Origin of the sequence: Okeania sp. SIO2C2 (genome assembly GCF_010692625.1) — a bacterium.
Lineage (GTDB): Bacteria > Cyanobacteriota > Cyanobacteriia > Cyanobacteriales > Microcoleaceae > Okeania > Okeania hirsuta.
This window is the reverse complement of sequence record NZ_JAAHGM010000003.1, coordinates 102268-117310: the sequence shown is the minus strand read 5'-3', so window position 1 is coordinate 117310 and position 15043 is coordinate 102268. Positions and strand designations below refer to the sequence as shown.

The following is a 15043-nucleotide window of genomic DNA, read 5'->3' as shown; positions in this document are numbered from 1 at the left end:
ACTGAAAAACAATACGAGCTAGAAAAAAACGTTGTGCCAGTATTGATATAGGATTAAACAATTTAGCTAAATTAACTTTTAATAAAGTCGGAATCAAACCCAAGAGTGATAAATGGCAGACCGTTAAAATCTATAAATCAATACTATAATAAAGTTCAAAGATTCCTACAATCTCAACTACAGGAAAATAAATCAAGTAAGAGGCTGAAAAAGCTTTGCAATAAAAGAGAATTCACAATTAATGATTATCTTCATAAATCATTTCGTTTGATTATTAATACCCTGATTAATCAGAAAATATGAACATTAATAATAGGGCACAATGAATACTGGAAACAGAAGATAAATTTAGGTAAAAGAAATAATCAAAATTTTGTATCTGTTCCCTATAACAGGTTAATCGAAATGTTATCTTATAAAGCCAAGATTGTAGGGATCAATATAATTATTACAGAAGAATCTTATACGTCAAAAGCAAGTTTTATAGATAATGATTTGATTCCAGTTTACAACAAAGGTCAGAAAAATCATGTCACCTTCTCAGGAAAAAGAGTAAAAAGAGGTTTGTATTGCACCGCCAGCAAAGGATTAATTAATGCTGATTTTAATGGTTCTTTGAAAATCATGAAAAAAGCAGCTCCCTTTTGTCTTTGACTATGGGATAGAGAAGCCAGTGCGTTGGGCGGGTTCCCCGACTTGAAGCAACTGGCGTGGTGTTGTAGTTCACCCAGTTAGGGTAACACCTGCAAAATAAAGATATGTCATATTTGACTATATTTTTATGAACTATTAGATAAGTTAGATAAGTCTATTTTTGATAACTTTCCCACATCTAACAACTAGACTAATTTAAACTGCTACAGCATCGCCAACTTTTTGATGTTCATTGCAGCCAAAAATTGCTTCTGAATGACAATAATATTTGAACTCTAGCAAATTATGAAACGGGTCTTCCAAGAAAAAAGTACGATGCTCCAAAGGAGAATTTGTAAACCTTCGCTTAGGTTGCTGATAAAATTTCAAATTATTTTTTTCGGCACGTTCCAATAAAGCTTCCCAGTCACTTTCTAGAGTAAAAACTAAACCAAAATGTCTTGGATAAATTCCTTTTTGCGGTTCTAAAGTTTCTTTAGCAACATGAGCAACTATTTGATTACCGTAAAGATTTAAAATCACAGAATTTGGAGATTCTCGACCAACTTCACAACCCAAACCATCAGCATAGAAATCTTTTGTTTGAGCAATATTATTAACGGGAAAAGCTAAGTGAAAAAGAACTTGGTTCATGTTTAATTCCTAATAATAGACAAATATATTTTTGACCAAAAACATCTGATAAAATTTCAACAAAAAAGAATAAGAAACATTCCGTTGTGGATTTGAGTTTATTCAAGGACTTCCGGATGTTTTACCGATAAATTGTTGTCTAAAACATCCCTTTTTAAGTGTATAAAAAAAGAGAATATTCCAGATTTAAAGCCTCCTTATTGGACAGGTACTGATAAGTGATAACTGAAATGACCCTTGCCCTTTTTCCATACTCTTCTTTCTTCAAGTTAAAATTGCAACAGATGTTTCTAATGAGTAGATACTACAGAAATCAGGAATTCAGTTATGAGAATAGAGATGTTCCTTAAAAGGATAGAATATAGTAGTTATCATATTTATCTGATACGTTTTTTTCTTATTCTCTGTTCCCAGTTAAGTGTTCCCTAAAAGTTTCCAATAATCCCATAACTTAAATCATATTGCTATATGTTTTCTGCAATTAATTCTATAAATCCTTGGCTAATAGCTATCAGCTTAAATACTATCTTACTCAGTCTCGTTTATTTTGCCCCTAAAAAATTGTTAACCCCAGCAGGAATACTTCATGCTTGGATATTAGGAGTAATAATTTGGGGTAGTTTGGGTTGGCCTGGATATCTAGTGGTGGCCTTTTATTTTTTAGTAGGCTCCGGTGTTACACGCATTGGAATGGCCCAAAAACAGGCAACCGGAATTGCAGAAAAGCGAGAAGGAGCTAGAGGGCCAGAAAATGTTTGGGGTTCAGCTCTGACTGCTGCTATCTGTGCTGTGGGAGTTTGGATCATTGGTCTGTTATACCCGAATCATCCTCCCATAGAAAATTTACCATTTTTACTAATGTTGGGTTATGTAGCTAGTTTTAGCACTAAGCTTTCTGATACTTGTGCTAGTGAAGTAGGAAAAGCTTATGGTAAGCGGACTTTTTTAATTACAACTCTACAACCAGTACCACGGGGAACCGAGGGTGCTGTGAGTTTAGAAGGGACTTTAGCTGGTATCGTAGCTTCCGTGGCGATCGCTCTGGTTGGTTGGTCTGTAGGTTTAATTGACTTGACAGGAATAGCTTTTTGTGTATTAGCAGCCTTTATTGCTACTAATTTAGAAAGTGTGATTGGGGCAACTGTACAATCTCAGTTTGAATGGTTAACCAATGAAATAGTAAATATTATCAATACTTTAATCGGGGCGATCGCTGCAATTTTATTAGCCATAGTTTGGTACTATGCTCTAGTAAGCATTCAGCCGTCAGCTATCAGCTATCAGCTATTGTTTTTAGTTTTAGATAAAAGCTTTACTAATTAAGTCAGAGTCAAATATTACTACAAAAATTGGCTAAAACAGTCTATTGAAAGTGAGCTAGCTGTTTGCGTAGTATTACGCAGGAAATGCTCATATGCTCTAACTTCAGTAATTTAACTAAAACGTATTATCTTTTGATTTTGGGTTTAATACCCCGCCGTCTACAGGGTGTGGACAATTACTTGGGGTTTGTAGACAGGAAGTGGTCGGTCGTTGACTATCCCCATCCACTTTTTCAGTCCTTCAGTCCTTCCTTCTTTCTTCTTCCTTCTTCCTTCTTCAAAAAAATTCAGTAAAGATTTAGTAAAGGCAGATTGAAAAAATGATTAGTTGAGATAGACTAAAATCTGGAGCAAGATTAGCTAAAGAATGGAATATTAAAAATGGAATCTAAACCACTATTAACTATAGGTGAAGAACAATTATCTTGGGGGCAAGGTTTAAGGTATTTACAAGCATCTGGAAAATTACAATCTTTTGTCACAGAAATTGTCCGTCAATATGTGATAGAAAAAGAATTGCAATCTAGGGAAGATATTAATGTCAATCCAGCAGTTCTTCAACAAGCAATTATTGATTTTAGATTGCAAAGAAAGCTGGAAGACCAACAAAAATTTCAAGAATGGTTACAACAGAATCGAATTAACTATAATGCTTTAGAATCACAGATAGAAAATTCTTTTAAACTAAAGCAATTAAAAGACTCAGTTACTGTAGAGAAAATAGAAACATATTTTAATGAACGGAAAGCAGGTTTAGATTATGTGATTTTATCTAGAATTGTGGTGGGAGATCAAGAATTAGCAGATGCTTTGCGTCGAAAAATTGTGGAAGAAGGTAGCAGGTTTGAAGATTTAGCCAAGGAATATTCAGTGACAAATGATAAAAATTTTAATGGTATTATGGGTGCTGTTAGTTTAAGTAGTTTGCCAGAAGATTTGAGAAATAGTGTTAATACAGCTAATCCAGGAGAGATTTTAGGACCATTTCAGACTAATAAGTTTTGGAGTTTATTTAGGTTAGAGCAGTTACAAGGTGCCTCTTTAGATAATCCTGAAATCAGGAAAAAATTAGACGGTGAATTATTTGAGCGCTGGATATCAGAGAAACTTCAAGATAACAAGATTACTCTTCATGTTAATGATTAAGTTAACGTAAGCATTACCTGTGGTAATGCTTACAAATTAACAGTATAAAGAGCGGTGAATTTTGTTGAGGGAAGAGTAGGGAAGTTATATGGAAATTTCCTACAAAAATATTTGATTTATAACTAAGTATCCAAAAATGGGCGTTGGTGAAAAGAGGTTATGATATCTTGTCCGGATAAGAGCACAAACAAAAAACTTTCTCCCTCTACTACTCTTTGTTCTTCTTTCTTTCCTCCTGACTGGGTCATCCCCCTCCTGGGAGGAGTTAGGGGTGGGTTGACTCCTAGATAATTAATATTAATAATACACGCGCTTCACCGACACCCAAAAATGATATTCTGATTGAAAATAAGAAGAGATTAAAATTTATTCATCATTTGCTGTAGACATCTCCCATAATCAAAAATAAAATCAATTATCGTACATAAATCATCAATTATTTTTCCCTACTCCCTACTCCCTCTTTTCTGAATATTTCTAGTAATGTTGTCGCATTAAATTATATAAGCTTTTCCAATACCTGAAAATACAGAACTTTTAGAGAAAATAGAAAAAACATGAGTAATGAATATAAATCCATTCACGAGTTTGATTTGAGATTAATCTACGAATATTTTTCGACAATGGAACGACAAGGACCAGGGAGTCCTGAAATAACTATTAAAGCTTTAAGCTTTATTGATAATCTGACAAATGAATCAAAAATTGTTGATATAGGTTGTGGTACCGGAGGTCAGACAATGGTAATAGCTAATAATACGTCAGGGAATATTACAGCTATCGATCTGTCTTCCATCTTTATAGATATATTCAATATTAATACTCAGAAATTGAATCTCCAGGATAGAGTTAATGGTATTCTAGGTTCAATGGATAACCTTCCTTTTCAGAATGAAGAATTAGATTTAATCTGGTCAGAAGGATCAATCTATAATATCGGATTTGAACGAGGTATAAATGAATGGCATAAATTTTTGAAGAAAGGAGCTTTCGTTGCCATTTCAGAAGCATCATGGTTCACTCAAGAACGACCTGTGGAAATAGATGAGTTTTGGAATCGTGAATATCCAGAAATAGATACTATTTCAAATAAAGTGACACAAATGGAAAAAGCTGGATATATTCCAATTGCTACTTTTGTGCTGCCTGAATATTGTTGGACTGAAAATTTTTATGCTCCACAAGTTTCTGCACAGGAAAAATTTTTGCAAAAATATGTAGGCAATAAAACTGCCGAAGAACTTGTAGAAAATCAACGGCATGAAGCTGAATTGTACAATAAATATAAAGAGTTTTATGGCTATGTTTTCTATATAGGAAAAAAGATTTAAATAAAAATGAGATGACACAAAATCCATATCCCCGACTGGTTTTAGAACCAGAACAGTACGATACTTTACTTCAGCTAGCGGCGTTGCACAATGACGAATGATTACGAGAATTGAGGAATTTGCCGATGTTTCAAATCATAAAGCAGCAAGTCCATTGATCTGTACAACATATCAATGGACTTGGAGTAGCACAAAGTTTTGCGATTCTTGGAAGATTCTCAAGTGCAAAATAGCTAAACTGCATCAATTAATAGCTAGACAAAGGTTAGACTGGCAATTCAAACTTGCTGATCATTTGTTCAGTATAGGAAATTTTTCTCCAAGTGCGGTGTTGCGGAGGACATTGAACTTTAAAATCTTTGGTATAGACTTGGGAAATCAGCTAAATCTATAAATATCAAGTGTCAGATAATTAATTATAACTAAAGTATTATTCTAAAGTAAACTAAATAATTACAAAATGTAAATGTTCCTTGATTCTAAACTTTTGATAGATAAATAATGACCATTACTTACACATTTTTGGGTAAAGGTGGTACAGGTCGAACTACCATTGCATTTGCCACTGCCAAACAATACGCTAGCCTTGGTAAACGAGTCTTATTTGTCGGACAAGAACCAACTCCTGCATTATCCTTGTTATTAGGTGCTAATATTGGCCCAGAACCTACAGAAATAGACTCCAATCTCAAAGCAGTCAATATTCAGGCAGCAAGTTTACTAGAAAGCGGTTGGGAAGAACTGAAAAAACTAGAAGCTGAATATATCCGTACACCCTTTTTTAAAAAGGTATATGGTCAAGAACTGGGAGTATTACCAGGAGTAGAAGGAATTCTGACGATTAATACTATGCGGGGATATAGTACTAGTGGGGAATATGATGTAATTATTTATGATGGCACAGGAGATAAGGAGACTTTACGACTTTTGGGTTCGGCGGAAATTATGAGTTGGTATATTCGTCGCTTCCGTCAAGTTCTTCTCGACTCAGATGTCTACAAAGCTATTTCTCCATTTGTTCAACCTATTAGTAGTGCTATTCTAAATGTTGATTGGACAGGGGATAATTTTTCTCAACCGACTGAAAAAATCAATGAACTGTTAGATAATGCTAAAGCTACTATAGCTGACCCAAATAGGGTAGCAGCATACTTAGTTACTACTAAAGATCCAGCAGCGATCGCCACAGCAAGATATTTATGGGGAAGTGCCCAACAAGTTAATCTGACTGTAGGGGGAGTAATTCTCAATCAAGCAGATTTAGCGGATAATGTTGCTGATGAATTTGCACCATTATCCGTAACTCCGATTCCCCGTCGTTCTACTGAAGATTGGCAACCTCTAATGGATGCTCTGCCAGATTTTAGTCAAGCAGTTAAGGCTCCTAAGCCTATTATCATAGATATTCAAAAAAGTCAAGTAAGTTTATTTTTGCCTGGTTTTGATAAAAAACAAATTGGACTTACTCAATATGGACCAGAAGTAACAATTGAAGCTGGAGACCAAAGAAGAAATATTTTCCTTCCACCTCCTCTTAGCGGAAAACCTGTGACTGGTGCAAAGTTTCAAGATGGTTATTTGATTATTTCTTTTTAGAGGCAGTAGGGAGTAGGGAGTAGGCAGTAGAGAAGATGGGGTGACGGGGAGTAGGAAAAAAAATTGATTTTTTGCTTTGCTCAAAAGTTTATAGTAATTTTCAGAGATATTAACTACACAACCAAAACCAAAATCTTGTAGGGATTTTTCATGGAATGTCCCTACAGTAGTCTACTAAAATAAAAACTGTTGTAATTTCAAAAAAGTAGGTTGAAAAACTTCTCACAAAACATTTTCAAACTTAGTATATAAATTACTTTGACCAAAAAGTAAGGTCATAACCTTTCCCTTTTAAGGGTATGAAAAGCGGTCGTTAGCGCAGCTTCCCGAAGGGTGGGATGGGGAAGAAACCTTGCCATATCCAATGGACTAAGAGAACAGAAACTTCAGGATTTTCTGGCCTCCCTATTCCATAGAGGTACTGATAACTGATAACTGATAACTGATAACTGAAATGACTAATCAAGAAACAAAAACAGAAGAAAATAGCACTGCTAAAACCAGACAACTATTAGGAATGAAAGGTGCAGCAAGTGGAGAAACTAATATTTGGAAAATCCGCCTGCAATTAATGAAACCGATAACTTGGATTCCTTTAATTTGGGGAGTAGTTTGTGGAGCTGCATCTTCAGGAAATTATAGCTGGAATCTAGAAAATTTCTTAATGTCTGCTGCTTGTATGTTATTAGCAGGACCTTTAATGACAGGTTATACACAAACTTTAAATGATTTTTATGACAAAGAAATAGACGCTATTAATGAACCTTATCGACCAATTCCTTCTGGTGCAATTTCTATTCCTCAAGTTGTAACTCAAATTGTTGTGTTGTTACTAGCAGGAGTTGGTTTATCGTATCTCCTAGATTTATCTGCTGGTCACGAATTTCCAATTATTACTGTGCTTTGTTTATTTGGTGCATTTATAGCTTATATTTATTCAGCACCGCCACTAAAGTTAAAACAAAATGGTTGGTTAGGAAATTATGCTTTAGGTTCTAGTTATATTGCTTTGCCTTGGTGGACTGGTCATGCTTTATTTGGAGAGTTAAATTTAACTATTGTAATTCTGACTTTGTTTTATAGTTTTGCTGGATTAGGGATTGCAGTAGTTAATGATTTTAAGAGTGTGGAAGGAGATGAAGAGTTGGGTTTAAAATCATTACCAGTTATGTTTGGCATTGGTACGGCGGCTTGGATTTGTGTATTAATGATTGATATTTTTCAAGCTGGAGTGGCAGCTTATTTAATTAGTATTCAAGAAAATTTGTATGCTGTAATTTTGCTATTGATGGTAATTCCTCAGATTACTTTTCAGGATATGTACTTTCTCAGAAATCCTCTAGAAAATGATGTGAAATATCAAGCAAGTGCCCAACCTTTTTTAGTATTAGGTATGTTAATTACTGGTTTAGCTCTGGGTCATGCAGGAGTTTAGTCTTTTCAGTTATTAGTTAATAAGAAGAAGCAAGAAGTAAGAAGCAAGAAGGTTAAAAATTTTCTAATGTTGATATGATTAATTGGAACTGGAACCCGCCCCTACTATTAGACTTCTCTAATAAGACCCCACCCTTAAGGGCGGAGTTTAAATATAATCAATCGCACAGAAATCATCAATTATTTCCCCCTACTCCCTATTCCCTATTTTTTGAATTTTCAACAGACAGAATAAACTAGATTTCATCGAATGACAAAAAAACAAAAAAAGTCGATATTAGCAGTAAACGTCTAATTGGAATTGCCCCCAGTCATTGGGTAGAATGGGTGAGTTAAATTCCGAATGTTACTGTCAAAGAAATTATTTCTTCAGACTTCCAGTGGGTAAGTCGAGAAAGGTATGTTTTGCTGCGTGTTTCTAGTCAAGAATATGGAGAGTTTCTTGTTGTGAATGAAATTCAATTACAGCACTTTTGAGGATAGTGAGGTACAGCTATAAGACTATTTATTTCTATATTCCCTGTTGCCTGTTACCTTCCGGAGCTGTTGCCTAGAGCAATAAAACTTTGTACCTCATCAACTAGAAAACTGCTGTAAGGTACAACACAGAAATGCCACTTCGGATGCATGCTTATGCCACATTAGCAGAATAAAAATACAAAAAACCTATTTATCCGGTATTAATAAATATTCTCCAACTAAGGACAACCACAGAAATAGTCAAAAGAGGTGAACAACGAGGAATTGAAATTGGTGAACAACGAGGCGAACAAAGAGGAATACTTTCTGGAATATAACTAGGATTAGAATTGAAATTTGGTGAATCAGGAAAGGAGATATTTTCAGAGATTAATGCTATTGAAAATATTCAGGTTTTATAAACAATTCTCGCCTCTCTCAAAACTATGGAAACTATCGAGCAATTACGGCAAATTTATCAGTCAGATTCCTAGGGAGTAGGGAGTAGTTAGGAGTCAGGGGAATTATAAAGGAGGTAGAAGTAAAAATTGCTTAATTTTTCTGCTTCGGTGAGGGGTGGGGAGTGGGGTTCATCTCATCAAATGTTGTCAAATGTTGAGCTTCATTAATTTAAACCCTGAACCCGTTCCTACCATTACAACTATCAGAGATTACTTTTAACTTTTAACTTTTGACTTTTGACTTGATTTTAGATATGTCGGTCTACGACAATAATCTACTCAGTCATTTTAGTTATCAGTTATCAGAGATTACTTTTAACTTTTAACTTTTGACTTTTAACTTTTAACTTTTGACTTGATTTTAGATATGTCGGTCTACGACAATAATCTACTCAGTCATTTTAGTTATCAGTTATCATAAATTACTTTTAACTTTTAACTGATGTGATGATAAAAGCTAATACAATAGACAAAATTACTACTCAGGTTGAACCAGAAAAATCAGAAGAAAAGGTAGAAACCCAGAATTTATATCTGCGCCTATTTACCTATGGTTTGCCACATAAAACACCATTTTTATTAGGCATAGTCTTAACAATTTTTGGCTCATTTGTTACTTTCTTTATTCCCCAAATTAATCGCTATGTTATTGATGTAATAATTCCCGCAAAAGAATTCAATATGCTGCCTTGGGTAGCAGCACTTATCCTATTGATGAGTTTAGTAGGAGGTATATTATCTTTTTTGCAATTGTATGCGATAAAAATCTTTGGAGAAAACACAATTAAAAGTATTCGCATAAAGCTATATCAACATCTTCAATTCTTATCCATTAGTTATTTTGAAAATCAACGTACTGGTGAATTAATATTACGATTGGGAAGAGATGTAGAAATAGTCGGGCAATTACTGAATTCTAATTTAATCGCAATTCTAATTGATAGCTTTGCTTTTATTGTCGTTTTTATTTATTTATTAATCAGTAATTGGCTTCTAGCAATAGCGATCGCCCTGACTTGGCCTTTGATAATTTATCTTTTACAATTTACTCAGAAAAGACTCAAAAAAATATTCCAAGATACGAATCGAGCAAGAGAGATAATTAGCAATCATTTACAAGACACTATATCGAATATTACAATCATTAAATCTTTTGGTAACGAACAGTATGAAATTGACCGATTTAGTGAATATAGTCATAATTATATGGAGAAAAATCTCCAGGCAACTCGATTTTTAGCTATATCTACACCAGTAATTAATACCCTGAATAAACTAGGTAATGTCATTGCATTAGTTTTTGCTTCTTGGGGAGTAATGGTTGGTAGTTTGACTATTGGAGAATTAACAGCTATTTTGAGTTATGTCACCCTCCTAAATAAACCAATTAGTCGGTTTAATGGGTTAATAAGTATGATTCAAAAAGCAACAGTATCAGCTCAAAATATTTTTTCAGTTCTAGATACTAAACTGGAAGTTATTGATAAGGAAAATGCTATTAATTTAACCTCTATTCAGGGTAATATCAAATTTGAAGAAGTGGGGTTTGGTTATCAAGATAGAGAGTTAGTTATTGAGGATTTCAACTTAGATATTAAACCAGGAACTTCAGTAGCTTTAGTAGGTTCTTCCGGTGCTGGAAAAAGCACAATTGCTAAAATAGCAGCACGTTTTTATGACCCGAAAAAGGGGCGGATTTTAATTGATGAACACGACCTAAGAGATGTAAGTTTAAATTCATTGCGATCGCATATTGGCATTGTTCCTCAAGAAACATTACTGCTCTACGGTACGGTAAGAGATAATATTGTTTACGGTAAGCTAGATGCGACAGATGAAGAAATTGAAGCAGCAGCAAAAGCGGCCAATGCTCATAACTTTATTATGAGTTTTCCTGATGGTTATAACTCTATTATTGGCGAGCAAGGAGTGAAATTATCAGGAGGACAGAGACAAAGAATAGCGATCGCCCGAGTTTTGTTAAAAAATCCCCAAATTGTCATTTTAGATGAAGCAACTTCAGCTTTAGATTCTGAGTCAGAAAAATTAATTCAAGAATCTGTAAATAATCTTTTTCAAGGACGTACTAGCTTAGTTATTGCTCATCGACTCTCAACTATTTGTGATGTAGATTTAATTGTAGTTCTTGAAAAAGGTAAGATTGTGGAAATGGGAAATCATGCAGAATTAATTGCTCAAGAGGGGAGATATGCTTATCTCTACGGACTACAATTATCTGAAAATAAATAAGTATTTCCTCCCGAATGCTGCGCAAACAGCGGTCAGCTATCAGCTTTATTATCTTTAAAGGAGAAAAAAGCAATAGCTGAATGCTTACTAAAATAATCAGAGTTAAGGTTTAGAAGGAGCGCAATTATATTAATAATAATGAAACTTGATATAATACCAATTTAAAAAAAGAATGTTATCAATAATTGGGTCAGCTAAAATGCTGGAAGTCAGATTGATCTTTGAGAAAAAGAATATTGTTTGACCCTAAAAAATGATATTGAAGCTATTCCTACTGGCCACTGTACGGGCGAATGTCCATCTGGCTACTGTAGTTAGTCAATATATTCCAGGTAAAACCAAATAACTTGCCCCCTTGTTGGACTTCTAAACGTGGATGAGAGTATTGATGAAGAGCTTAATGTTGCTTTTAGCACTAACTCAGGAGGGATAAACCGATGCTGCTTTTAATGATTTATTAAAATTAATTCAAGTCGAATATATAATGTACGACCAAATTTTAGACTTAGATTGTCCATTTTCTTTTGAGCGCTTGTATAGTCATCCTGGCTCTCTTATTCCCTATGACCAGGGTGGTACTCGCAAACAAGTTGCAATTATTGGCGGAGGAATTGCGGGACTTGTTAGTGCTTATGAACTAAGTCAACTAAACCATAAAGTTACTTTATTAGAGTCTGATTCTCGTCTAGGGGGAAGGATTAAGACTCATTATTTTAGTGATGGAACTTATGGAGAGTTAGGTGCGATGCGGATTCCTACAAGTCATGGTTGCACTTTACATTATATAGATAAGTTTAAGTTACCAAAAAGACCTTTTATTAATTACAATCCCGCAACTTTTTATTATCTGAGAGGAAAGAAAACTCGTTTAGATAGTTACCAAGAACTTTTTTCTGTTTATAATTTAACCCCTGATGAAAAAGAAGACCCTGGGGTAATTTACGATCGCTTATTGTCAGAATTAATTGATTCTTTCTCTGAACAGGAGAAATGGGAATTATTTGCGCCAACTTTTACCAGCGATCGAGTTAGAAAATGGGATAATTTAACGGTTACAGACTTTTTTCGTAGTCATCTTTCTCCTGATGCTTTTCAATTACTAGGTCATGCTACTGGAGCAATCCATTATGAAAAAGTTTCTCTATTAAATGGTTTAATTGATTTCTTTGCTTGGCATCAAGTTGAACAATATGAATTAATTGGAGGGATGGATATTTTAATTAAAGCTTTGGTTAAAAGAATATCAGGAAAAATCGAGACTGAAGCCAAAGTAACAAATATAGCAATGACAGATAAAGGGGTTCGAGTTGACTGGAATAAATTTAATCAGCAACAGAATGCAGAATTTGACTATATTATTTGTACTGTTCCAACTACTGCTTTAGCTCAGATTAATTTTGACCCTATTTTACCTAGCAAACAACAGGAAGCTCTTAACAATTTAGGTTATTGTAGTTCTAGTAAAAGTCTATTACACTGCACTGCTCGTCCTTGGGAATTTACAGAAAATATTTATGGTGGGGGCAGTTTTACAGACTTAAATATTGAAAAGTGTCGGTATCCTTGCGATAATGCTCAATTAGATGCAAATAACTTTTCTCAACCTCATTTTGTGGCTAAGAATAAAGATATTTCCTATCAGCCATCTGTATTAACTGCTGCTTATCGTTGGGAAGATAATTCTAGAAAGTTTGTTACTTTAGATGAGTCAGCTAAAACAGATTTAACTTTAGAAGAAGTTTCCCAACTTCATCCTGAGATTAAACAATATACTGATGATATTGTTCATAGTATTTGGGATGAAGATAATAATCCTGGTTCTGGTTCTTATGCTTATTTTGCTCCAGGAGAACGAGAGAGATATCAACCTTTTCTTGGTCAACCTTATCCTATAAGTAATCCCCGTGTATTCTTTGCCGGGGAACATCTAGGTATTAATCATGCTTCAATTCAAGGGGCAATTCATACGGCGCTTGCTGCAACTATTGATGTTCTCGAAACTAGCTTATAGTGCTTTTCATTTGGATGGAAACAATTATCCAGTCGGATAGGAATATAACCTACAAAGATTTGAGCTACCCATTTGAAAACCGCTATAATTTAACCCATACATGACAATAATTCCAGAGGATTTTCCGAATGAATTATTGTCATGTATCAATAGCCCAAAGGACGATCTACTTTCAGAATGGATATGGTGATTCTGCAAGCCCTAATTAGCCGATATTTTAGCACCGCTAACATTATCTTTCCATTGGTAAGCATAAAGCCAAATCAAGTGATTAGCTGTTTTTCCAGGATTTTTAAACGTATGAGGAACATTTGCAGGAACTCGAAATTCTTGACCAATAGTAGGGTAGTAAGTTTTTCCTTGAAACGATACTTCTAATTCTCCTTCTAAAAGGATAAAGATTTCATCACTCTCATGACCGTCACTGGACCAATCGTCTCCAGGAGGTGTTTCATAGGTTTCACACTTAAAACCTTTATTTTCCCACTCATTTTTTAGTTTTTCAAAATCAATATTGAGGTGTTTCATAATTTTTAATTCTTTTCTTCCTTTAGTGCTAAGTTGGTTTAAAGCTTGTTGGTTATATTCAATTGTTATGGCTGAATTTTTGATTAAACTCACGTTGATAAAAGTACCGCCCGAGAACATAATCCCATTCAATATATCCAACCCTAAACTCTCGACTTCCTGAAGTTGCTTCAAAAGCAGTCCTTCCGTGCAGAATCCTAAAGTTTTGCATGAGCAAACAATCTCCTGGTTCGAGTCGGAAACGGTATTGGTAATCCGGATTTTTCAGGTAGTGAGAAAAGGTGATGTAGGCTTGATAAAACGCCTCTATTTGCTCGGCAGGAAGAATGGGAGTACAGTTCTTGTGACTAAAACGCACGGCAACAATTTCGTCTTCGCGATCCAGTTCAATTATAGAATGTTTGGGACGAAAAGAATATTGATATTCAGGTTCTACTCGGCAAAAAGGAACTGGAGTTTCTGCCAAAATCCGGAAGTAATTAGGACAATCTTTGCGAAAGTCCCTCGCAACAGAAAAACCATCAACCACTAAAGATTCCCCACCAATAGTATCATTAGTAACGGAATACAAAAACTCTGTTACTTTGTGATTACACCAGAAACTTAAATCGGTGTGAGGTGTTAAAGTATTACTTGTCGCCGCAATATCTCTCTCTGCTAAACTGGTATTTTGAGTAATAATCGTTCCATACTCTGTGTTGCGAATTGGTCCCAAGGATACCAAAAAACTTTCTAACTCTTCCAAGGGTATGTTACGAATAACAACAAATCCTAATTGCAACAACTGATTCATCCAAGATTCCCGACTACAGGATTGGAGATCGTACTTCTGTATCGAGTTGGTTTCCAGCCATGCTTTATTCCAAAGAATAACCTGTTTTTCAATCTCTTCTGTATTGTGAACATCATAGGTATTATTGAGCAACCAAGAAATTGGAAAAATACTGCGATGCGCAGGATTTTCATCCCAGTCAATAATTAGATTATTATCTTGTATTTGAATTGATAAAGGTTGAGGCGGTGTCTTGTGCTTGCTAATGTCATTCAGTTTTTCCCAAGAACCGCCATGGCGAGATTGAGAATCTAAGCAATTATCACGCAACCAAATGTAGTAGAACCGTTTACCCGCAACATTAACAAATGATTGGTTTGCACTCAATTCAATATCTCGATCTGGTTTGAGATGGCTGTGATTGATGGTCATTGACTTTTTCGTTT

The 15043-nt window shown here is 34.8% G+C and carries 12 protein-coding genes; 9 read left to right on the top strand and 3 right to left on the bottom strand.

Features of this window, described 5'->3' with window-relative positions; all coding sequences use genetic code 11:
* Nucleotides 1-105: 105 nt before the first annotated feature.
* Together F6K18_RS36365 and F6K18_RS02740 are read left to right on the top strand one after the other, a co-directional pair.
* Nucleotides 106-303 (top strand): transposase, encoded by a 198-nt coding sequence (locus tag F6K18_RS36365; protein WP_353734990.1) that lies wholly within the window; start codon nucleotides 106-108, stop codon nucleotides 301-303.
* A 6-nt stretch (nucleotides 304-309) separates the two neighbouring features.
* Nucleotides 310-654, top strand: a complete 345-nt coding sequence (locus F6K18_RS02740) for an IS200/IS605 family accessory protein TnpB-related protein (protein ID WP_353735003.1) — start codon at nucleotides 310-312, stop codon at nucleotides 652-654.
* Nucleotides 655-849: 195 nt separating this feature from the next.
* On the opposite strand, the gene F6K18_RS02735 is transcribed toward F6K18_RS02740, so the two are convergent.
* Nucleotides 850-1287, bottom strand: a complete 438-nt coding sequence (locus F6K18_RS02735) for a VOC family protein (protein WP_287518428.1) — start codon at nucleotides 1285-1287, stop codon at nucleotides 850-852.
* A gap of 468 nt (nucleotides 1288-1755) precedes the next feature.
* Here F6K18_RS02735 and F6K18_RS02730 point away from each other — a divergent pair, with 468 nt between their 5' ends.
* The 7 genes from F6K18_RS02730 (at nucleotide 1756) to F6K18_RS02695 (ending at nucleotide 13297) form a co-directional block, all read left to right on the top strand.
* On the top strand, nucleotides 1756-2610 hold the full coding sequence (locus F6K18_RS02730) for a TIGR00297 family protein (RefSeq protein ID WP_287518425.1): 855 nt from the start codon (nucleotides 1756-1758) through the stop codon (nucleotides 2608-2610).
* A gap of 380 nt (nucleotides 2611-2990) precedes the next feature.
* The gene (locus tag F6K18_RS02725; protein ID WP_287518423.1) at nucleotides 2991-3755 is read left to right on the top strand and encodes a peptidylprolyl isomerase; all 765 of its coding nucleotides are present in this window, start codon (nucleotides 2991-2993) and stop codon (nucleotides 3753-3755) included.
* A gap of 557 nt (nucleotides 3756-4312) precedes the next feature.
* Entirely contained in the window at nucleotides 4313-5086 is a 774-nt protein-coding gene (locus F6K18_RS02720) for a class I SAM-dependent methyltransferase (RefSeq protein WP_287518420.1), read from the top strand.
* Between the two features lie 501 nt (nucleotides 5087-5587).
* Nucleotides 5588-6682: an ArsA family ATPase gene (locus tag F6K18_RS02710; protein WP_287518417.1), complete on the top strand. Its 1095-nt coding sequence runs from the start codon at nucleotides 5588-5590 to the stop codon at nucleotides 6680-6682.
* Nucleotides 6683-7136: 454 nt separating this feature from the next.
* On the top strand, nucleotides 7137-8117 hold the full coding sequence (gene chlG, locus F6K18_RS02705; RefSeq protein ID WP_287518415.1) for a chlorophyll synthase ChlG: 981 nt from the start codon (nucleotides 7137-7139) through the stop codon (nucleotides 8115-8117).
* A 1366-nt stretch (nucleotides 8118-9483) separates the two neighbouring features.
* Nucleotides 9484-11286 carry an ABC transporter ATP-binding protein gene (locus F6K18_RS02700; RefSeq protein ID WP_287518412.1) on the top strand — a complete coding sequence of 601 codons (1803 nt, stop codon included), beginning with the start codon at nucleotides 9484-9486 and terminating at the stop codon, nucleotides 11284-11286.
* 484 nt (nucleotides 11287-11770) lie between these two features.
* Nucleotides 11771-13297, top strand: a complete 1527-nt coding sequence (locus F6K18_RS02695) for an NAD(P)/FAD-dependent oxidoreductase (protein WP_287518410.1) — start codon at nucleotides 11771-11773, stop codon at nucleotides 13295-13297.
* 201 nt (nucleotides 13298-13498) lie between these two features.
* On the opposite strand, the gene F6K18_RS02690 is transcribed toward F6K18_RS02695, so the two are convergent.
* Together F6K18_RS02690 and F6K18_RS02685 are read right to left on the bottom strand one after the other, a co-directional pair.
* Complete coding sequence (locus F6K18_RS02690; protein ID WP_287518408.1) at nucleotides 13499-13918, bottom strand: cupin domain-containing protein; 420 nt, start codon at nucleotides 13916-13918, stop codon at nucleotides 13499-13501.
* On the bottom strand, nucleotides 13884-15029 hold the full coding sequence (locus tag F6K18_RS02685) for a TauD/TfdA family dioxygenase (protein ID WP_287518406.1): 1146 nt from the start codon (nucleotides 15027-15029) through the stop codon (nucleotides 13884-13886). The genes F6K18_RS02690 and F6K18_RS02685 overlap by 35 nt, the downstream gene beginning before the upstream one ends.
* Nucleotides 15030-15043 lie beyond the last annotated feature (14 nt).